The sequence below is a fragment of the Octadecabacter sp. SW4 genome (genome assembly GCF_008065155.1).
GTDB lineage: Bacteria > Pseudomonadota > Alphaproteobacteria > Rhodobacterales > Rhodobacteraceae > SW4.
Window position 1 is genome coordinate 3,059,666 of sequence record NZ_CP042819.1, and the last position, 19,344, is coordinate 3,079,009.

The 19,344-nt window shown below is 58.9% G+C and carries 19 protein-coding genes; 11 read left to right on the forward strand and 8 right to left on the reverse strand.

Annotated features, from left to right (window positions below; genetic code table 11):
* Positions 1-3 precede the first annotated feature (3 nt).
* On the reverse strand, positions 4-918 hold the full coding sequence (gene trxA, locus FTO60_RS15200) for a thioredoxin (protein WP_148056742.1): 915 nt from the start codon (positions 916-918) through the stop codon (positions 4-6).
* A gap of 118 nt (positions 919-1,036) precedes the next feature.
* On the opposite strand from trxA, the gene FTO60_RS15205 reads away from it, so the two are divergent.
* Positions 1,037-1,666, forward strand: a complete 630-nt coding sequence (locus FTO60_RS15205) for a GDSL-type esterase/lipase family protein (RefSeq protein ID WP_148056743.1) — start codon at positions 1,037-1,039, stop codon at positions 1,664-1,666.
* On the opposite strand, the gene FTO60_RS15210 is transcribed toward FTO60_RS15205, so the two are convergent.
* From FTO60_RS15210 to FTO60_RS15220, 3 genes are all read right to left on the reverse strand, one after another.
* Positions 1,663-2,451, reverse strand: coding sequence for an exodeoxyribonuclease III (locus FTO60_RS15210; protein WP_148056744.1), 789 nt, complete (start codon positions 2,449-2,451; stop codon positions 1,663-1,665). The two genes, FTO60_RS15205 and FTO60_RS15210, sit on opposite strands and share 4 nt — an antisense overlap.
* A 170-nt stretch (positions 2,452-2,621) precedes the next feature.
* Positions 2,622-3,086 carry a GFA family protein gene (locus FTO60_RS15215; protein ID WP_148056745.1) on the reverse strand — a complete coding sequence of 155 codons (465 nt, stop codon included), beginning with the start codon at positions 3,084-3,086 and terminating at the stop codon, positions 2,622-2,624.
* 335 nt (positions 3,087-3,421) lie between these two features.
* Positions 3,422-4,108 carry a response regulator transcription factor gene (locus FTO60_RS15220; protein ID WP_148056746.1) on the reverse strand — a complete coding sequence of 229 codons (687 nt, stop codon included), beginning with the start codon at positions 4,106-4,108 and terminating at the stop codon, positions 3,422-3,424.
* 156 nt (positions 4,109-4,264) lie between these two features.
* On the opposite strand from FTO60_RS15220, the gene ribA reads away from it, so the two are divergent.
* Positions 4,265-5,350, forward strand: coding sequence for a GTP cyclohydrolase II (ribA, locus tag FTO60_RS15225; protein WP_148056747.1), 1,086 nt, complete (start codon positions 4,265-4,267; stop codon positions 5,348-5,350).
* On the opposite strand, the gene FTO60_RS15230 is transcribed toward ribA, so the two are convergent.
* Positions 5,347-6,195 carry a DMT family transporter gene (locus FTO60_RS15230; protein WP_148056748.1) on the reverse strand — a complete coding sequence of 283 codons (849 nt, stop codon included), beginning with the start codon at positions 6,193-6,195 and terminating at the stop codon, positions 5,347-5,349. The two genes, ribA and FTO60_RS15230, sit on opposite strands and share 4 nt — an antisense overlap.
* 103 nt (positions 6,196-6,298) lie before the next feature.
* Between FTO60_RS15230 and FTO60_RS15235 the strand changes: the two genes are divergently transcribed.
* Positions 6,299-6,616: a TraR/DksA C4-type zinc finger protein gene (locus FTO60_RS15235; RefSeq protein ID WP_148056749.1), complete on the forward strand. Its 318-nt coding sequence runs from the start codon at positions 6,299-6,301 to the stop codon at positions 6,614-6,616.
* A 24-nt stretch (positions 6,617-6,640) separates the two neighbouring features.
* On the forward strand, positions 6,641-7,135 hold the full coding sequence (locus tag FTO60_RS15240) for a L,D-transpeptidase (protein ID WP_148056750.1): 495 nt from the start codon (positions 6,641-6,643) through the stop codon (positions 7,133-7,135).
* On the opposite strand, the gene FTO60_RS15245 is transcribed toward FTO60_RS15240, so the two are convergent.
* Positions 7,132-7,785 carry a YggS family pyridoxal phosphate-dependent enzyme gene (locus tag FTO60_RS15245; RefSeq protein WP_148057179.1) on the reverse strand — a complete coding sequence of 218 codons (654 nt, stop codon included), beginning with the start codon at positions 7,783-7,785 and terminating at the stop codon, positions 7,132-7,134. The two genes, FTO60_RS15240 and FTO60_RS15245, sit on opposite strands and share 4 nt — an antisense overlap.
* Positions 7,786-8,021: 236 nt before the next feature.
* Between FTO60_RS15245 and FTO60_RS15250 the strand changes: the two genes are divergently transcribed.
* The 6 genes from FTO60_RS15250 to holA all read left to right on the forward strand — a co-directional run bounded on the left by FTO60_RS15250 (position 8,022) and on the right by holA (position 15,981).
* Complete coding sequence (locus tag FTO60_RS15250) at positions 8,022-9,107, forward strand: porin (protein WP_148056751.1); 1,086 nt, start codon at positions 8,022-8,024, stop codon at positions 9,105-9,107.
* Between the two features lie 117 nt (positions 9,108-9,224).
* Positions 9,225-11,267, forward strand: coding sequence for a sulfotransferase (locus FTO60_RS15255; RefSeq protein WP_172623912.1), 2,043 nt, complete (start codon positions 9,225-9,227; stop codon positions 11,265-11,267).
* Positions 11,268-11,342: 75 nt separating this feature from the next.
* Positions 11,343-11,828 carry a DUF3576 domain-containing protein gene (locus tag FTO60_RS15260; RefSeq protein WP_148056753.1) on the forward strand — a complete coding sequence of 162 codons (486 nt, stop codon included), beginning with the start codon at positions 11,343-11,345 and terminating at the stop codon, positions 11,826-11,828.
* A 77-nt stretch (positions 11,829-11,905) separates the two neighbouring features.
* On the forward strand, positions 11,906-14,464 hold the full coding sequence (gene leuS, locus FTO60_RS15265) for a leucine--tRNA ligase (protein ID WP_148056754.1): 2,559 nt from the start codon (positions 11,906-11,908) through the stop codon (positions 14,462-14,464).
* A complete protein-coding gene (gene lptE, locus FTO60_RS15270; RefSeq protein ID WP_148056755.1) occupies positions 14,451-14,945 on the forward strand; it encodes an LPS assembly lipoprotein LptE in 495 nt (164 codons plus the stop codon). The genes leuS and lptE overlap by 14 nt, the downstream gene beginning before the upstream one ends.
* Before the next feature lie 4 nt (positions 14,946-14,949).
* Positions 14,950-15,981 carry a DNA polymerase III subunit delta gene (holA, locus tag FTO60_RS15275; RefSeq protein WP_148056756.1) on the forward strand — a complete coding sequence of 344 codons (1,032 nt, stop codon included), beginning with the start codon at positions 14,950-14,952 and terminating at the stop codon, positions 15,979-15,981.
* Here the strand turns inward: holA and FTO60_RS15280 are convergent.
* Complete coding sequence (locus tag FTO60_RS15280; protein WP_148056757.1) at positions 15,892-17,151, reverse strand: hypothetical protein; 1,260 nt, start codon at positions 17,149-17,151, stop codon at positions 15,892-15,894. The two genes, holA and FTO60_RS15280, sit on opposite strands and share 90 nt — an antisense overlap.
* Before the next feature lie 238 nt (positions 17,152-17,389).
* Between FTO60_RS15280 and FTO60_RS15285 the strand changes: the two genes are divergently transcribed.
* The gene (locus FTO60_RS15285) at positions 17,390-17,932 is read left to right on the forward strand and encodes a nucleoside-diphosphate sugar epimerase/dehydratase (RefSeq protein ID WP_148056758.1); all 543 of its coding nucleotides are present in this window, start codon (positions 17,390-17,392) and stop codon (positions 17,930-17,932) included.
* On the opposite strand, the gene FTO60_RS15290 is transcribed toward FTO60_RS15285, so the two are convergent.
* Positions 17,927-19,282: a YjbH domain-containing protein gene (locus FTO60_RS15290; RefSeq protein ID WP_148056759.1), complete on the reverse strand. Its 1,356-nt coding sequence runs from the start codon at positions 19,280-19,282 to the stop codon at positions 17,927-17,929. The two genes, FTO60_RS15285 and FTO60_RS15290, sit on opposite strands and share 6 nt — an antisense overlap.
* Positions 19,283-19,344 lie beyond the last annotated feature (62 nt).

A 19,344-nucleotide genomic window follows, 5' to 3' on the forward strand; every position in this document is an offset into this window, starting at 1 on the left:
CCGTCAGGCAAATATCATTGACGACAGTTTGCGCCGCCCGTTCAACGCAACCGGATCGGTTGGCTTCAACGCATCAAAGATCGTGAACAACTGTGCCTTCGCTGCGCCGTCATTCCACTCGCGGTTACGGCGGAATAGTTCCAGCAGTTCCGCGATCGCACCTTCGACATCACCCGAGGCATGCAGCGCCGTGGCCAGATCGAACCGCGCCTGATGGTTGCCCTCGTCGGCGGCGACCGCGGCGCGCAGGGCGTCCAGCGGGCCGGCATTTGCGGCCTGACGGGCCAGATCAAGCTGCGCATGGGCCGCTTCCATTTCCGGCGCTGTCGCGATTTCAGCGGGCGCACCATTGAGCACGGCTTCGGCCTCGTCCAGCCGATCAAGCGCGATGTGCGCACGGGCCAGACCGCCAAAAGCGGCGGCATTCGTGCCATCCTCGTCGACGATCGCGGCAAATGTTTCAATCGCGTCAGCCGCCTCGCCTTCGGCAAGCATTGTTTCGGCGGCGTCCAATGCATCGGCAAGGCCGTTGTCTTCTTCACCACCCATATCGGCAACCTTGTTCACAAAGGCCTCGATCTCGGACGGGGGCAGCGCACCCTGGAACCCGTCAACCGGCTGGCCCTGATAAAACGCGTAAACCGTCGGGATCGATTGCACCTGCAACTGGCCCGCGACCTGCTGGTTCTGGTCCACATCGACCTTAACCATCTTGACGCGCCCGCCTGCCTTGGTCACCGCCGCCTCAAGGGCGGGGCCAAGGGTCTTGCACGGACCACACCACGGCGCCCAGAAATCGACGATCACCGGCACCGTCTTGCTGGCCTCGATCACGTCCTGCATGAATGTGGCATCGCCACCGTCTTTGATCAAATCTGTTGCTGGCGCCTCCGCGCCCGTATCACCAAGGTTGAGCATTTTAGCCCCCATCAATTGCTGTGTTGCGCCCTATATGGGCTGTGATGGCGCAAAGGCCAAGGGGGAGGCTTTACCCAATTCGCATGGCAACATAGCCTCGGGCAAAACAGGGGGTCCCATGCCAACACTCTTAACATTCGGCGACAGCAACACCCACGGCAATGCGCCGTTCCGCGATACACGCGACTATCAGCGTTTTGATCCGCAAACCCGCTGGCCCACGTTAGCGGCCCGCGCCCTTGGTGATGATTGGACCCTGATCGAGGAAGGCCTGCCCGGCCGCACGACCGCAATGCCCGACCCTGTGATGGGCGCGCATATGGACGGGCGCGAGGGGCTGAAAATGGCGCTGGCCAGCCACGGCTCGATTGACTGGCTGACGATCATGTTGGGCACCAACGACAGCAAGGCGCGCTTTGGCGCATCTGCTGAAGCAATCACTGCGGGCCTCGCCTCGCTGGTCGATATCGCGATGCAAGAGGACATCCAGCAGCGCCATGGCGGCTTTGACATCTTGCTGATCTGTCCGCCCGTTTGTGTCGAGGCTGGCTTGCTTGCGGATGAATTCATCGGCTGCGAGGCGAAATCGCGCGCGCTTGCGCCCCTGCTGGAAATCTATGCCAAAACACGGGGTATGCGGTTTCTGGACGCGGGCGCGCATATCGCTGTCAGCCCGTCAGACGGTGTGCATTTCGAGGCCGAAAGCCACGCGGTTTTGGCCAAAGCGGTCGCTGCAGCGATTACCTAAAGGTCAAACGTCGCGAAAACCGGTGCGTGATCGCTGGGCTGTTGCCATCCGCGCACATCGCGCAAAACACGGCTGGAATGGGCGGCGTTGGAAATATCGGGCGTGGCCCAAACGTGATCAAGGCGGCGGCCCTTGTCGGCCCCGTCCCAATCGGCGGCACGGTACGACCACCAGCTGTAAAGGTTACCCTGCGGAATATCCTGCCGCGTGATATCGACCCATTTGCCCGCATCCTGCGTCTGGGCAAGGTGTTCGACCTCGACCGGAGTATGGCTGACGATCTTGAGAAGTTTCTTGTGGTCCCATACGTCATCTTCACGCGGGGCGATGTTCAAGTCCCCGACAAGAATGGATTTTTTCGGCGCGCTGGCGTGGAAATGATCGCGCATCTCGGTAAGGTAGTCGAGCTTTTGACCGAACTTGTCGTTGATCATGCGGTCGGGTTTATCGCCGCCTGCGGGAACGTAAAAGTTGTGGATCGTCACACCGTTTTCCAACCGTCCCGCGATATGGCGGGCATGGCCAAGGGACGCGAAATCCTCGGCCCCGACCTCCGCAATGGGCAGTTTCGACAGGATTGCAACGCCGTTATACCCCTTCTGACCCCGCGCAACGTGGTGGGTATAGCCCAGTGCGGCAAAGGCCTCCAAAGGCATCTTCTCCACAGGGCTTTTGCATTCCTGCAAACACAAAACATCCGGCATTTCCTGGGTCATCAACCGCGCCACCAACCCCTCGCGCAACCGCACCGAATTAATGTTCCAGGTGGCGAGGGTAAATGACATGAGGCTGCTCCTGACTGGTATTGCGTAAAGCATAGCAGGAGCGTGGAGGAGGGGAAGTGCTCAAGAGAATTCGGTTATGCCAAAGGTCGGCTCTGGGCCCACTTTGACCGATGCTACAATAAGTCTGTCCGTCCGCTTGAGGAAACGTTCCGCACAGGATTGCTTTGCATTCAAGCTTTGAGCGGACCCTCCTTTGTTGGTCCGTGTTGCAGGATCGGGCTATCGCCCGGAAAACCCTCGTAACGCGGCAACTGTTCCGGTTTGTCGACCCAAGGCAAACGTTCATTGTAAAACGCATGGCTCGTTGGTACAAAAATGTGAGGGCTGTCAAAAGTGCCGATGTGAATTTCCACAATCGGCCCGATGTCGCCGCCCTCGCCCTCCCATGTCAAAGGTGTGCCGCATTTACTGCAAAAAGCCCTGCCAACGTCTGGGGAGGACTCGTAGATGTCGCGCGGTTTACCGTTGAAGGTCACCTGATCGGCCTTGAAACCCACGAGGGTCCCAACCCCGGCACCGCTGTGTTTGCGACAGCTCTCACAATGACAATGGCCAACGATAAATGCGTCTCCTGTGGTTGCGTATCGTACTGCGCCGCACATACAGCCACCGGTCATTGTCACATCTCGGTTCATTCTCCATCCAATCCATTTTTAAGGTCACAACTCAAGTAAGCTAACGCATACGCGTTTTTTTGGTGTCCAGAAATGTGGTTAACTTTCAGCTTATTCAGCCTGCGTGAGTTTGGCAGCGTATTTTTCTTACTTACGCCTAAAGCAGACCTTTGTCGTAAAGCTCTGTCCCGTCGCTTTGTCCGCAAAGTGGTCATTTACACACCCCCCCCCAAACAGAAAAAAGCCCCGACCAAAGGGCCGGGGCGAAGTCCAACAGGGAGGTTGGTGATTTGCCCCATCACCACGGGGAACAGTATCTTGATAGTATGCATTCGCATACCGCGAATTGATCCAGATCAAGCAACCAGACGATAGCCGCCGCTTTCTGTTACAAGCAGGCGCGCGTTTGACGGATCAGGCTCAATCTTCTGACGCAGACGGTAGATGTGGGTCTCCAGCGTATGCGTGGTGACGCCGGCGTTATAGCCCCAAACCTCGTGCAGCAGCACGTCACGGGCGACAACACCTTCAGTCGCGCGATAGAGGAACTTGAGGATATTTGTCTCTTTCTCCGTCAGACGGATTTTCTTGTCATCATCCGTTAACAGCATCTTTTGCGCGGGCTTGAACGTATATGGCCCAAGCTGGAACACCGCATCTTCGGATTGTTCGTGTGTGCGCAGCTGCGCGCGGATACGGGCCAAAAGAACGGGAAACTTGAACGGCTTTGTAACATAATCATTGGCACCGGCATCAAGGCCCAGAATGGTGTCGCTGTCGGTGTCATGGCCCGTCAGCATCAGGATCGGACATTTCACGCCTTGCTTGCGCATCAGGCGGCACAGTTCGCGACCATCCGTGTCGGGCAGGCCCACATCAAGGATGACTAGATCATAAAGCGCTTCCTTGGCACGGCTCATCGCTTCGGAACCGTTACCAGCCTCGAAAACATCGAAATCTTCGGTGATGATCAGCTGTTCGCTCAGCGCCTCGCGCAGGTCTTCGTCATCGTCGACAAGCAGAATTTTCTTGAGTTGTGCCATAACAGTCTCCGGTATTGTTGCGTTACAAATGTGACGAAGACACGGTTCCGACAAGTGATGCTGCAAATTGCTCACGCCCTCGTGTGGCAAATGCCGCAAATGTTTCACTTTGTGGCAAAATCCACTATCTGAGGGGCGAACAGGTTACGGATTGCCATGACATTTGCGCCCGACATTACAGAACGCCTTGCCCGCGCCCGCGCTGATCTGCGCATGGGGGTGCCGGTTGTGCTGTCTGACGCGGGTGGCACAGGGGCGATTGTGCTGGCCGCCGAAACGCTTGACGCTGCCCGATTGGCGCAACTGCGCGCACTGGGCGGCGGCGTGCTGGCGATCACATCGTGGCGCGCGCAGACCCTGCACGCCCCAGCCTATGACGGTGATGTTGCGCGGATTGTCCTGCCGCCGGATGTTGCGCTGCACTGGGTACGTGCAGTGGCCGACCCCGCCGATGATCTGAAGTCACCGATGAAGGGCCCGTTGCGCAGCCAGCGTGATGGGCCTGCCGACCTTCACCGCGCCGCGATTGCCCTGGCCAAGGCCGCGCGGCTTTTGCCCGCGGCTGTGGTGGCCCCGCTCAGCGATGTCACCGGCTTTGCTGCCGCCCACGATTTGACGGTCCTGCCTGTCGATGCGGCCCTCAACACGGACTTTAGCCCGCTCAACCCGGTGATCAGCGCCCGCTTGCCGCTCGAAGTCTCCGAAGCAGGACGCTTGCACATCTTCCGCCCCGATGACGGCGCCGAAGAACACTACGCCATCGAAATCGGCCACCCGGATCGCAGCCAGCCTGTCCTGTCGCGCCTGCATTCCGCCTGTTTTACCGGCGACCTTTTGGGCAGCCTGAAATGCGACTGTGGCCCGCAACTGCGTGGTGCCTTGGCACAAATGGGGGCCGAAGGCACGGGCGTGCTGCTATATCTGAACCAGGAAGGACGCGGCATCGGCCTTGCCAACAAGATGCGCGCCTATTCCCTGCAGGATCAGGGCTTTGACACGGTCGAGGCCAATCACCGGCTGGGATTCGAGGATGACGAGCGCGATTTTCGCATCGGTGCCGAAATCCTGAAACGGATGGGGTTTGCCAGTGTACGCCTGCTGACCAATAATCCCGCCAAAGTCGCGCGGATGGAGGAAGCCGGCATCAAAGTGGTTGAACGCGTGCCGCTGAAGGTCGGCGAAAACCGCCACAACCATCACTACCTTGCCACCAAGGCCACGAAATCAGGGCATTTGCTTTAGGATCTTGCGAAGCGTAGCAGGATCGCGCCCGCCAAAGTCATAAAAGTGGACAGCACTTTGGCAAGGTCCAGCCGTTCCTTCATGAAGAATACACCGATCAACAGTGCAAAGATAATGCTTGTTTCGCGCAGGGCGGTGACCAGCGCGATCGGGGCCTGCGTGAACCCCCAGACCACCAGCGAATAGGCGGCGAATGATGCAAACCCGCCCAAGACAAACGTGCGCGCGCCCTCGCGGGGCAAGCGTGACAGCACGCCGGGACGCTGCCAGCGCAGATAGATCGCAAACACCACCGCGTTCAGCAGGGCCAACACGCTGTAAAACCCGACGGCCGTTTGCGCGACCCGCGCGCCCATCCCATCAACCAGCGAATACCCTGCGATGAAACAACCCGTCGTAACGGCCAGCATTGCCGCCTTGGGGTTGCGCCCGCCGCCATGTGTGCGCACCAGACCAAGGCTCAGGATTCCCAGACCGATCAACAGCACGGCAAAAGTTTCCGTCCACCCCAGATGCACATTCAAGAACAGCACCGACACCGCCGCCACGATCAGCGGCGCTATTCCGCGGGCAATGGGGTAAACCTGTGTCAGATCACCGATCTTGTAGGAGTTGATCAAAAACACCTGATAGCCAAAGTGCAGCACCATCCCGCCCGCCAGATACGGCAGGCTGGCCACGGTCGGCAGCGGCACGAAAACCAAGGCAACCAGCGCAAAAGGCGAGTGACCGATAATCACCGCCGCCATGCTCAGGGTCTTGTCCTTGCCACCCTTGGCCATCGCATTCCACGACGCGTGAAGCACGGCGGCCAGAAGAACAGCAAGGATCACGGATGTTGTCATTTGCCTAGATGTGCAAATCTGTGCCTGATTGGCAATGGATTGATTGGGATCAAGGTGCGGGCCAGCGTCTTGCGCCATGCTTTCACAAAACGGAGGAGTTGCAATGACGACCCATGACAAACGCAAGGCCGAGCTGGAAAAGCGCCGCGCCGAACTGCAACAGCGCATGATTGATGCCGATGCCGAGCTTGATTCCCACACAAGCAAGGATTGGGAAGACAGCGCGACTGAACGCGAACAGGACGAAGTGTTCGAAGGGATTGGCCACGCCGCGCAATCCGAGATCGCGCAGATCGACGCCGCCTTGGCCCGCCTTGAGACCGGAGAATACGGCTTTTGCGTTAAATGTGGGGCGAAAATCAGCGAACTGCGGCTCGATCTGTTGCCCGCAACCCCGTTTTGCAAGGATTGCGCCACCTGACGTCGCGCGCTTAGTGTCCGCACCATGACACCCTGTGATCTGATCGTAACGCCGACCCATCTGCGCTTTTTGGGGCGCAGGTTTCCCTGCACCCGGGGGAAAGGCGGGATCTCGGATCGCAAACAGGAAGGTGACGGCGCCACCCCGCGCGGGCAACACCGCCTTGTCGGAATGCTGTATCGTCCTGACCGGCTGGCAAAGCCAAGCGATTGGGCCGTGCCGATCCGCCCCGGTGACCGCTGGTCCGATGACGTCAAAGACCCCGCCTATAATACAATGGTCCGCGTGCCACACTTATATAGTCACGAAAGGCTGGATCGCGCGGATCCGCTTTATGATCTGGTGATCGTGACCGATTGGAACTGGCCCTATGCGGTCAAGGGGCGTGGATCGGCCATCTTCATCCATCAATGGCGGCGCGCCGGTTACCCAACCGAAGGCTGCATCGGCTTACGTCGCACCGATCTGCACTGGATCGCCCCGCGCATCCGGCATCACACCCGGCTGGTCGTGCTTTAGGCGGGCGCCCGTTCACCGAAAATGGCGGAGCCGACACGAATATGCGTCGCCCCCAGCGCAATCGCGCGTTCAAAATCGCTGCTCATCCCCATCGAGAGGCCCGTCAGCCCGTTGCGTGCCCCAATCTTGGCCAACAGGGCAAAGTGCAGCGCGGGTTCTTCATCCACGGGCGGAATACACATCAGTCCGCGCACCGGCAGGTCCAAGGCCCGCGCCTCCTTGATAAACCCATCGGCCGCGGCGGGAAGGACGCCCGCCTTTTGCGGCTCCTCTCCGGTGTTGACCTGCACGAACAAATCCGGGCACGCGCCCATTTCCTGAGCAAGGCGCGCGATGGTCCCGGCCAGCTTGGGGCGATCAAGCGTGTGAATGGCCTGGGCCAGTTCCATCGCCTGACGCGCCTTGTTGGTCTGCAAGGGACCGATCAAATGCAGCTCGATTCCGTCATAGCGTTCGCGAAAGGCGGGCCATTTGCTTGCGGCCTCTTGCACGCGATTCTCGCCAAAGACGCGGTGGCCCTCATCAAGAATCGCCTGCACCCTCTCGTTGGGTTGCATCTTGGACACGGCAATCAGGGTCGTTGCCCCGGGGACACGGCCACAGGCGGATTCTTGCTTGGCGACTTTCTCGCGTATCTCTTGCAGGGACATTCCCAGCCTCCTGTTATCGTTCAGGTTTTCCTTGTTCCCTTGGTCATAGGCGGCAATCGGCCCTCTGTCATGGGTAAAACTGTCGAAATTGGTGTGTGGCACTGATGCATCATTTTTAACGGACTGCCCGAAAATAGGCGCAATTGACTTGAGTGAGCGGCCCGATGCGCGCAAAGACATCCTCAATGCTGGGCTATCTGGCATTCTGAGAATGCACAACACGAGGGAATATATCCATGAAAAGCATCCTTCTCGCCTCGACTGCCGTAATCGCCCTGGCCGGCGCTGCTGCAGCTGAAGTGTCCTTCGGTGGCGAAGCCACCCTGGGCTACAACGACTTTGACAACGGAACCGGTGATAACTTCGGCTTCTATTGGGAAGCAAACATTGCTGTGACCCTGTCGCAGACACTGGACAACGGCCTGACCGCTGGCGCAACTTTCGACTTTGACGTTGCAGCCACAAACCTGGGCACAACACTGACGACCGGCGGCTATGTTCTGTTCGTCGAATCCGACACAGCTGGCCTGTTCTTTGGCGACACAGCATTTGCTGCTGAAACCCGCTGGGTTTCTGCCGGTGACATGGAAGCTGACGGCTTCTCCGAAGCTGACGGTGAAGTAGCACTGCGCGGCGACATCTCTTATGGTCCCGTTGAAGCATCTGTTTCTTACGTTCTGGCCGAAAGCGGTGGCACAATTAACATGGTTGACGATCTGAACCAGCTGTCGCTGGGTATGGTCGCAACTTTCGGTAACTTTGACGTTGCTGTGGCCTATCAGGAAGCTTCCGGTGAAGCTGGCGGTTTCTATGCTGCAAACGGCGACTTCAGCGATGACGAAATCTTCGGTATCTCCGTTGGCGCAGCTTTCGCTGGTGCAGACTTCCGTCTGGCCTATGCCTCGAACGAAACTTCTGGTGAAGATTCAACCGGTCTGAGCGTTTCTTACCCTGTCGGTCCTGTTGTTCTTGGCGCATACTACGTGTCCGAGTCCGACCCAACCGGCGACAACTGGGGCATCAACGTAGCCTACGAAAACGGCCCAATCTCTGTTGGTCTTGATTACCAGGACGACCAAGGCGTCGAGAAGATCGAAGTCGAAGGTTCGTATGATGTTGGCAACGGCCTGATGGTCTATGCTGGTTACCTGACCGAAGACGGAACTGAAGATCGTTTCTACGTTGCAGGTGGCTATGACCTTGGTGGCGGCGCTTCGCTCCTCGTCTCTTATGCTGAAGACGACGACAACGTTGATGAAGACGAAATCGGTGCTGGCGAATACCAGGTTGGCACAACTGTTGAGGTTTCCTTCGAGTTCTAAGAACTCCGAAGTTATCCTAAAGAGAGAGCGGTCCTTCGGGGCCGCTCTTTTCTTTTGTGCCGCTGGCGGGCTATGCAGGGCTGACAAAACCAAAGGGCCGCGACCGCAATGACATCCATGAACAAACAAGCGCTTGATCAAGCATTCGCGCGCGCCGCAGCCGCCCACAAAGCCGGCAAGCTGGCGGAGGCCAAGGCGGGCTTTGAGCGGATCGTCAAAGCGGTTCCCAACATGGCACAGGCGCGGTTTCAACTGGCCCGAATCCTGCTGGACGCAAACGACCCCCAGGGCGCGGCAAAACACCTGTCCGCCGCACGTAAATCCGCACCAAAACAGCCCCCCGTCTGGCAGCTGAGCGCGATTGCCTTGGGTGTCTTGGGTGATGCCGTAAAAATCGAGCGTTTCAAATCCGAACTCAAGTCCGCCCCGATCCCCGCCACGGTCAAAGCTGAATTGACAGCCAAGATGGCAATCAACCGGCCACCGGAATTCGGCGGCGCAAGCAAGGCCGACATGGACGCTCTCATTCGCGCACTGGTGAATCGTGACGGTGACATGGCCCTGACGCTTGCGACGGCCCTTGATCGCAAACACCCAGGAACCGCCCTGATCATCAACGGCCTTGCCAGCGCGCACGATCTGTTGGGCGATACTGTCAGCGCGGACCTGCTTTTTCGCCGCGCGATTTTGCGCGATCCATTCGCAGTGTCGGTTCGCGCCAATTATGCCCGCTTTCTGAAAGAACAAAAACAGTATCTGCCAGCCGAACAGCACTTGCAGCGCGCCACACAGCTTCAACCCGAAAACGGCATACTGTTCGCGTTGCTTGCCGATACGCTTTGCGAAACCTCCAAGACGCAGCAAGCCGAAGATGCCGCGCACAAAGCCGTCAAATTACTGCCGCAAGACGCCTACTGCCAGATGATTCTTGCCCGCGCGTGTTCGCTTAATGGCAAAACAAAAGAGGCCGAAGCGCTTTTCGATGATTTGATCGCGCATGACCGTGGCTTGCCACAAGCGCTTGTTTTGCGAGCCGGTCATTATCAACAGGTTGGTGCATTCGCGGCCTCCGTCGCTGATTTTATACGCGCAATCGATATCGATCCAACGCTTACCGATCTTTACTATCAGCTTGTCATGGGCACAAAATTTACGGCTGGCGACCCGCTCATCACGGAAATCGAAGACCGGATCGCACGATCTCCGGCAGCAGCGCAGGATCCCGGCACATCATATGCAATGGCCAAGATTCACGAAGATACCAAACAGTATGACAAGGTATTCACCTATCTTCGATCCGCAAATGATGCGCTCGCGGCGCAAACCCCCTGGAACCACGACGAATACAACCGACTTGAGGATCATATCAAAACGATTGCGACAAGCACCGACTTGCGCGCGCTTGGAACGACCAACAGGAATCCGGTTGATCCGATTTTTGTCACTGGCTTGCCCCGCTCGGGCACGACGCTGACCGAACAGATCATTGGGGCGCATAGCACAACCACGGGTGTGGGCGAGGCGTTCTGGAGCCGTGCCGCCTTGCATCCGCTCATTGCCAACGGCGAGTCCGGAAAATGGAGCGCAGCACAGATCAACACTGCGCTGATTGCGGCGGGCCAAGCCTATCAGGCGATGTCTGACGAAGAAGCCCCGAATGCGCTGCGCATCGTCGACAAGGTCGTCGGAAACCACGAGCATATCGGCCTGCTTGGGGCGGCGATGCCAAAGTCACGCGTTGTGGTGATGAAACGTGACCCGCGCGACAACCTGCTTTCAATCTACAAGAACCGGTTCAACGCGCACGGGCTGCACTACAACACTGACCTGCGAGCGCTCGCCTATTACTATTCCCGTTTCCTGAGATGGCTGGAGTTCTGGCAGGAGCTGTGGCCCGACAGTTTCCATGTGCTGGACTATGACGAACTCACCGCTGACCCCGAGGGGCAAGCGCGCAAGCTGCTCGATTATTGTGACCTGCCTTGGGAAGATGGCGTGCTCGACTTTCACAAGTCCGACAATTCGGTGCGCACCCTGTCAGTTTATCAGGTCCGGCAGCCAATTTACCGCAGTTCTGTGCGTAGTTGGGAGAGATATGCGGACGATCTTGCACCACTCTTTGATGCGTTGCGGGAATTTGGCGTGCCTTTGCCCGACTAAGGCACGCGACAGACTCTTGTGAGGACTGGCAACATTGGCTAGGTATTCAGGGACAAATACAACGGGGGCCGGGTTTTGGCACATATCCTATCATTTCGTTCACTCGTCGCCGTAGGCGCGCTGACTGCACTGACGGCCTGTGGCAGTTCGGGCAGCCTTGCTAGCAACCCGCTGGGTAGCATCGGTAGTCTTGGCATTTCCGGCGGGGGTGCGCGTTCGACAGATACGGCGACCCGCCAGGCCGTGCGCACACGCGGCGCTGAAAATGTGGCTGTGAACCGCTATCTTTGGGCTGCGTCGATTGATGTGCTGAGCTTTCTGCCGATCGAAAGCGTTGATCCCTTTACCGGCGTGATTTCCACGGGCTATGGCACGCCGCCCGGTGGCAGCCGCAGCTATCGCGCGACGATCTACATCACCGATCCCGCGCTTGATGCCCGCTCGCTGAACCTGTCACTGTTGACGCGCTCTGGCCCCGCCAGCGTTGAAACAACCCGCGCGGTCGAGGATGCGATCCTCGCACGCGCGCGCCAGCTTCGCATCGCGGACGGTAGTCTCTAGGCCCGCACGGCACCTCTCTTAACGACCACGCCGGGCCTGCAACGCGCCCGGCGTTTCATATTCAAGGACCGCGACATATGTCCCCCTACACTCCCGCCGAAATCGAAGCAAAGTGGCAAGCCGCATGGGATAAGGCCGGCACCTTCAGGGCGGTGCGCAGCGCCGACAAACCGAAATACTATGTGCTTGAGATGTTCCCATATCCGTCGGGTCGTATCCACATCGGCCATGTGCGCAACTACACGATGGGTGACGTGATCGCGCGCTATAAACTGGCAACGGGGCATAACGTGCTGCATCCAATGGGCTTTGACGCCTTTGGAATGCCCGCCGAAAACGCGGCGATGGCCAGCGGCGGCCACCCCAAGGACTGGACCTATCAAAACATCGACGACATGGTCACGCAAATGAAACCGCTGGGGTTCGGGCTTGATTGGTCGCGCATGTTCGCGACCTGCGATCCCGACTATTATGGCCAGCAGCAAGCCCTGTTCATCGACATGCTGGATGCGGGCCTGATTGACCGCAAGAACGCCACCGTGAACTGGGACCCGGTCGATATGACCGTGCTGGCCAACGAACAGGTGATCGACGGCAAAGGCTGGCGGTCCGGTGCCGAGGTTGAACGCAAAGACCTTACCCAGTGGTTCTTCAAAATCTCAGACATGGCCGAAGAACTACTGGACGCGCTTGACGGGCTGGACGACTGGCCTGCCAAGGTGAAATTGATGCAGGCCAACTGGATCGGCAAATCCCGCGGCCTGCAGTTCGCCTTTTCGATGATCGACGGCCCCGCAGGCCATGACCGGATCGAAGTTTATACCACCCGCCCCGACACCCTGATGGGTGCGTCATTCATCGGTATTTCGCCCGATCACCCGCTGGCCAAACAGCTGGAACAGAACAACGCCGACCTTGCCGCCTTCAACGCCGAATGTCGCAAAGGTGGCACCACTGAAGAAGCGTTGGAAAAAGCCGACAAAATGGGGTTCGACACGGGCCTGCGGGTGCGCCACCCGTTTGATACCGCATGGGAATTGCCGGTCTATGTCGCCAACTTCATCCTGATGGATTACGGCACTGGCGCGATTTTCGGCTGCCCCGCGCATGACCAGCGCGATTTCGACTTTGCCACGAAATACGGTCTGCCCATCATCCCGACCTTCCTGCCCAGCGCCGATAGCGATCCGCAATTGGTCGAGGCCTTCGTGCCGACGAAGACCGAAATGGTGCACTGGGTCGCACCATTCAATTGGGAACCCGCGACCACCGGCACCGATGCCATCGACGCCGCGATCGCGTTCTGCGAAGCAAATAGCGTGGGGCAGGGCGTGACCAAATTCCGCCTGCGCGATTGGGGCCTTTCGCGTCAGCGCTATTGGGGGTGCCCGATTCCCGTTGTGCATTGTGATGCCTGCGGTGTGGTGCCCGAGAAAAAGGAAAACCTGCCTGTCGAGCTGCCCTATGATGTAAGTTTCGACATCCCCGGCAACCCGCTTGACCGCCACCCCACATGGCGCGACACGCCCTGCCCGTCCTGCGGCAAGCCCGCGAAACGCGAAACCGACACGATGGACACATTTGTGGATTCGTCTTGGTATTTCGCGCGCTTCACCTCGCCTCATGCCGCCACGCCCACCGATGCCGAAGACGCTGCCTATTGGATGAACGTCGATCAATATATCGGCGGGATCGAGCACGCGATTCTGCACCTGCTTTATTCGCGGTTCTTTGCCCGCGCGATGGCGAAAACAGGCCACTTGCCTGCCAAGGCAATCGAGCCGTTCAATGCGCTGTTCACCCAAGGCATGGTGACGCACGCGATCTACAAAACGACCGGCGCAGATGGCCGCCCTGTCTATCACTATCCCGAAACGGTTGAGCTGCGTGACGGTGGCGCGTTCCTTGCGGATGGCACGCAGGTCGAGGTGATCCCATCGGCCAAGATGTCGAAATCCAAGAACAACGTGGTCGATCCCGTTGCCATCATCGACCAATACGGCGCCGATACCGCGCGTTGGTTCGTGTTGTCCGACAGCCCACCCGAACGCGATGTGGAATGGACCGCGTCGGGTGCCGAAGCGGCGTTCAAACATCTGTCGCGGGTGCATCGGATTGCAAATGATATTGCGCAATCCAGCGAATCCGCCACCCGCGAAGCTGACGAGCAGCTTGCGCGCGAGATGCACAAAACCATCTTTGATGTGACCCAAGGCGTTGAGTCCTTTGGCTTCAATGCCTCTATCGCGAAACTCTACGCCTTTACCAACACCCTTGCGAAATCCAAGGCGGGGGCAGAGGCCAAACGCACGGCCATGCGCACCCTTGCGCAGCTGATGTCGCCGATGACGCCGCATTTGGCCGAGGATATCTGGGCGATGCTGGGTGGTGACGGCCTGATCGCCAACGCCCCCTGGCCCGTTGCGGATGATGCGATGTTGGTCGAGGATAGCGTAACCCTGCCGATCCAGATCAACGGCAAGCGGCGCTCGGAAATCACCGTGCCCAAGGATATGGCAAAGGATGAGATTGAAAAACTTGTGCTCGCGGACCAAGCTGTGCTGCGCACCCTTGACGGGGCCGCGCCGAAAAAGCTGATCGTCGTGCCCGGAAGGATCGTCAATGTCGTCATCTAGTCCTGCCATCGCCCGCCGCGCCGTGATCCTTGGGGCGCTAGCCTTGGGCGGCTGCGGCTTTACGCCGGTCTATGGCACGCAGGGCGCGGGCGGGGTCTTGCGCAACGCCGTCGATATCGAAACGCCCGCCACCCGCGAAGGGTTCCGGCTGCGCGCCCGCGTTGAAGACCGGTTGGGACGCACGACATCGCCCCGCTACCGCTTGCGGGTTACGCTGGATATTGACGCAAGCCCAATCGCGATCACGACGCAGCAAGACACGACCCGTTATAACCTACCCGGCATCGCCACATGGACGTTGATGGAAATGGGTGACGATACCGCCATCGCCAGCGGGCGAGTCGACACCTTTACCGCCTATTCCGCGGCAGGCACCACGGTTGCAACCCGCGAAGCCGAAGGGGATGCGCGCGACCGGCTTGGCACGGCCCTCGCCGACCTGATCATCACGCGCTTGATGATCGCCGCGCAGGACCTGTAGCGCGATGAAGCTATCCCCGCGCGACGCATCCCGCTATTTCCGCAAGCCAGATCCCGACCGCACCGGCCTGTTGATTTTCGGCGCCGACGCCATACGCGTGGCCACCCGCCGCCAAGAGGTCATTGCCGCACTTGTCGGCCCCGAGGGCGAGGCCGAGATGCGCCTGACCCGCATCAACGCGGGTGATCTGCGCAAGGATCCCGCCCTGCTGGGGGACGCGATCAAGGAACAAGGGTTTTTCCCGGGCGCGCGCGTGGCCTTTGTTGAGGGCGCGAGCGATGCGCTGGCCAAACCCATCGGGGCCGCGCTGGATGATTGGCAAAAGGGAGACGCGCAGATCATCGTCACCGCCAGCCAACTGACCGCGAAGTCGGCCCTGCGCAAGCTGTTCGAGGGGCACAATAACGCTTATTGCGTAGGCCTTTATGACGATCCACCGTCACGTGAGGAGATCGAGGCGATCATGAAATCTGCCAGGCTTCCCACCGTTGGCCGCGACGCGATGGAGCAGTTGACCGTGCTGTCGCGCATGCTTGAACCCGGCGATTTTCGCCAGACCGTGGAAAAGCTGGGCTTGTATAAGCATGGTGATGATACCGAGGTGAGCATCGCCGACATCAACGCCTGCGCACCCCAATCAAGCGAGGCCGCGCTGGACGATGTCCTCAATATCGTGGCCGAGGCCAAAGCGGACCAGATCGGTCCGACCCTGCGCAAACTTTATGCCCAGGGTGTGAACCCTGTCGCGCTGTGCATTGGTGCAAACCGGCATTTTCGCGCGCTCCACACCGTTGCCAGTGATCCCGGCGGCGTGAATGCGGGTATCGGTCGGCTGCGCCCACCCGTCTTTGGCCCACGTCGCGAAAGGATGGCGCGCCAGGCCAGCAAATGGGGCCGCGCCAACCTTGAAGAGGCCCTGGCGCATCTGATTGATACCGATCTCCAGCTACGCTCGGCCGATACGGCGCCAAAAGGCGCGCTGGTCGAAAGAATGTTGATCCGAATCGCCATGTTGGCCCGACGCACCGCGCGCTAGCCCGATCCGCGGCGGCAAGACCCGGATCACAAGCCAAAGCTGGCCGACCAAAAGCGTGCCAGCCGCAAGATTGAGACCAATCGCAGCGCCCGCAACCCAAACGCCCAGGACCACAGCGCCGAAAAATCCAACGCTTGTCCACACGACCGGGCCTGCGATTTTGTCCAAACTGCCGCGACCGACCGCAATCTTGACCCATGTTTCGGTGACGGCCCGCAAGACCAACGCGACCAGCATCAATCGTGCAAACAGCAGATCCGATGGCAGCGGTGCGGGGCCATATGGCGACAGGATCGCCAGAGCTTCGGGCAGCCAGATCGCCAGCGTCAGGCCCGCCGCCCCGATCCCAATCACCTGCACCGCTGTGGCGCGCCAGAGCAGCCGATGCGCGCGCAAAGGTCCAAGCCGCGCTGCCAGACCGTCAAGCCCGATCAATAGCACGGTCGCCAATTGCCGAAGATACCCCAACAGCACAAAAATCAACGCCAGTGTCACAAATTTCGCCGGTGCCACAAGCGCCCCTGCAGCAATCACCGGCAACCGCAAGGTGAACTGCCCCGACACCGCCAAAAGGGCGGTTTGGCGTAATAATACCCAGGGATTTACCGGGTCCAGATCCTGTCGGGTGATCGCCGGAACGGGCCAGACAAGGCCAACACCCATCACCCCAATCAAAGCGAGACTTAGCGCCTGAAAGAACCACAGCATCATTTGATCAGGTGGAGCGTCACCGATTGCTCGGCTGATTGCCAACAGACAAACCACTTCAACACCGCGCCGCAAAGCCATATGACAGGTATATGTCAACTGCTGGCCGGCGATTAGAAAACCCGCCATCTTGGGCGACAGGACGGTGTGCACCAGCCCCCAAATCAGCGAACTGGCCAACCCCCAAGCCAAGGCATTGGTCGCAAACCGGCCCTGCCCCGCAAAAAGCACGACACCCGATGCCAGACCCGCAGCCACAAGCAGGATCACCAGAAACCGGCGAATCTTTTGGTTCACATGGGCCTGTGCGCGTGCGAGCAGAGGCACAGAGACCGTTTCGGCGATGTTGCCCGGCAACATTGCAATCCATCGCCACGCCAGAACCATAAGATAAAGCGCAAGCGCATCCTGTCCCAAGCCTGCGACCAGACGGATCATCCAAAGGCCTATGCCAAGTGTCACTAACAGGCGGATCGCATTGACAAGCACGTTATTTAACAGGCGTTTTGGCATTTTTTCCCAAGTTGATGTGGCCACGCAGCGGGGAACGCAGCGCTTCGCAACCAAGCTATCACGCAATCTGTTAAGAATTGCTTTTGGGCGGATCATTGCGAAAAACAGCACCGCCGCAAAAATTTTGCGATCCGCGCGCTCTAGTTGTATACCTTCGAGGGTGAATGTTAGCGAATTGGCCCCCGGTATGATCGATTTTCTTGACAGTCTCTCTCGACCAGTAAAGCGCACCATTCTTTTGATCATGGATGTTGCCCTTGTGCCGGTCGCGCTGGTGAGTGCATTTGCGCTGCGATACGGCATGCCAAATCCTACACCAGTCGTCCTGAACGAAACTCCTTTGGTGGTGCTGGTGACGATTTTGTCAGGCGCGATCATCATCGCTATGGGGCTGCCACGTATCAAACTTCAGTCACTTGAAGTGCAAGCGGTCGCGCGCATTGCCCTCACGGCAGCGATACTTTCGGTCACGGCTATCGTTGCCAGCTATCTCATTGCCTCGGGCGAGCCGCGCTCGGTTCCACTTATCTTTGGCGCCCTGTTCTTTGGTATGTCGCTTGGGACGCGTTTGATCGCGATTGCCATCCTCGACAAGTTACGTGAACGTGGAACAACTCGCCTTCCAGTTGCAATCTATGGCGTCGGTTCGGCGGGCGTCCAGCTGGCCGCAGCGCTGCGCAACACGCCGGGCGACTTGACCGGCAGGCCAGCCACCATCAGCCCGTCATAGGACGGGTTGATCGCCGTCAAACAGCGCCACCTCGGTATAAGGTGTAAGCCCCCACAAGAAGGTGGGCTCTGTAGGTGCAACATCGACCAAACCGTCAGCGCCCTCGGCTTCGCCAATCTGGGCGCGGGCAAAGGATGTCCACGCGGCATCCGGCTCGTTCTCGAGGTCTTCCATATCGCCGCGCTGGATCGTCGTGGCTGACATTGCAATTCCGCGCTGCATGGGTTCAAGCACAAAGGTATCAACCGACGCAGGTGCCAATTGAGTCAATACGCGCGCGACACGACCAATCGCCTGCGCTTCGGCGCGATAGCGGGTGTTGGTATAGCGCACGCGCATCCGCTGGTCAGTGATTTCGGTGCTGTCCAGAATGATCCCGTCACGGGCCAGAACCTCGGCCAAAGTCGCGCGAATTTCGCCGGCGGGTTCGGCGGTGCGATCCCAACTTGCGGCGGCTGCGCGGTCTTGGGCACGCACGGCAACGGGGATCGGCGCGACATCCAGACCGCTGACATAATCGGCACCGCGCGGGTTAAAATAGGTCGTCGCGCTAAAGCCAACCTCCCTACCGTAAAGATAATAAACGCTGAGCGCATAGCCGGGGCGCGGGCTGTATGTCAGACCAACGTTGAACGGCGAATTGGCCGCGAAGGTGCCGTCGGCTGTCTCTTCGGTGTAAGCATCGGACGAATACTCCAGCTTGAGCGTATAATCGGGAGCAACTCGCCATTCGACACCGCCGAAAACGGCTGCATCACCACGGAAATACTGATCAAAGGCAACATTGCCACCAAGACCGAAATCGTTGAACGGTCGCACCTCAAAGCCGCTGTCCAGCACGCCCAAAGGGTTCGTAAACCCATTGCGTGTTCCCATGCGCCCCCAGCCAAGGCCCGCAGTCACGCGCAGATCTGGGGTGACGGTTTTGGTCGCGACGACATACTCGGAACTGTAAAGCCCCGTGCCCAGAAAGTCGCGCAGGCCAATGGCAAAGGCCGGACGAAAGCGCCCCTCATCCATGAGCAGATAATGGATGTCGAAACTACGATCAAAAAGATCGTCGGTCCCCGGACCGGTAAATTCATCAAAGCGGGAATAGCGAAAAGTGCCACTTAGGCGTGGTGCGACCTGAAAGGTGAATGACCCACGCTGCTGCAGCGCGAATCCGCCAAGTGTCATGCCAATTTCACCGTCTGGCGCCACGCCCGCGCTGGGCATTTCGATTAGACCGGGTGTGCCAAAAATTGTGTAACTCGACCGCCAGTCTTCGGCTTGCGCGCCAAAAGCGCCGCCAAGGCCCAAAGCAAGGCCCCAAACACCTCGTCTGGCGATTTGCATAACACTACCCATGACCGATCTCCGACGCGTTCGAAGCGACCCTATAGCAGCATCACGATCCAAGAAAGAGAAGT

Excerpts from the sequence above, each read along its gene's own strand:
- FTO60_RS15245 (WP_148057179.1), bottom strand. The coding sequence starts at position 7,785 with ATGTCCCTGCAAGAGATACGCGAGAAAGTCGCCAAGCAAGAATCCGCC.
- FTO60_RS15215 (WP_148056745.1), bottom strand. The coding sequence starts at position 3,086 with ATGAACCGAGATGTGACAATGACCGGTGGCTGTATGTGCGGCGCAGTA.
- FTO60_RS15210 (WP_148056744.1), bottom strand. The coding sequence starts at position 2,451 with ATGTCATTTACCCTCGCCACCTGGAACATTAATTCGGTGCGGTTGCGC.
- FTO60_RS15285 (WP_148056758.1), top strand. The coding sequence starts at position 17,390 with ATGATCGATTTTCTTGACAGTCTCTCTCGACCAGTAAAGCGCACCATT.
- trxA (WP_148056742.1), bottom strand. The coding sequence starts at position 918 with ATGCTCAACCTTGGTGATACGGGCGCGGAGGCGCCAGCAACAGATTTG.
- ribA (WP_148056747.1), top strand. The coding sequence starts at position 4,265 with ATGACATTTGCGCCCGACATTACAGAACGCCTTGCCCGCGCCCGCGCT.
- FTO60_RS15205 (WP_148056743.1), top strand. The coding sequence starts at position 1,037 with ATGCCAACACTCTTAACATTCGGCGACAGCAACACCCACGGCAATGCG.
- FTO60_RS15290 (WP_148056759.1), bottom strand. The coding sequence starts at position 19,282 with ATGGGTAGTGTTATGCAAATCGCCAGACGAGGTGTTTGGGGCCTTGCT.
- FTO60_RS15240 (WP_148056750.1), top strand. The coding sequence starts at position 6,641 with ATGACACCCTGTGATCTGATCGTAACGCCGACCCATCTGCGCTTTTTG.
- FTO60_RS15255 (WP_172623912.1), top strand. The coding sequence starts at position 9,225 with ATGAACAAACAAGCGCTTGATCAAGCATTCGCGCGCGCCGCAGCCGCC.
- lptE (WP_148056755.1), top strand. The coding sequence starts at position 14,451 with ATGTCGTCATCTAGTCCTGCCATCGCCCGCCGCGCCGTGATCCTTGGG.
- FTO60_RS15220 (WP_148056746.1), bottom strand. The coding sequence starts at position 4,108 with ATGGCACAACTCAAGAAAATTCTGCTTGTCGACGATGACGAAGACCTG.
- leuS (WP_148056754.1), top strand. The coding sequence starts at position 11,906 with ATGTCCCCCTACACTCCCGCCGAAATCGAAGCAAAGTGGCAAGCCGCA.
- holA (WP_148056756.1), top strand. The coding sequence starts at position 14,950 with ATGAAGCTATCCCCGCGCGACGCATCCCGCTATTTCCGCAAGCCAGAT.
- FTO60_RS15250 (WP_148056751.1), top strand. The coding sequence starts at position 8,022 with ATGAAAAGCATCCTTCTCGCCTCGACTGCCGTAATCGCCCTGGCCGGC.
- FTO60_RS15230 (WP_148056748.1), bottom strand. The coding sequence starts at position 6,195 with ATGACAACATCCGTGATCCTTGCTGTTCTTCTGGCCGCCGTGCTTCAC.
- FTO60_RS15235 (WP_148056749.1), top strand. The coding sequence starts at position 6,299 with ATGACGACCCATGACAAACGCAAGGCCGAGCTGGAAAAGCGCCGCGCC.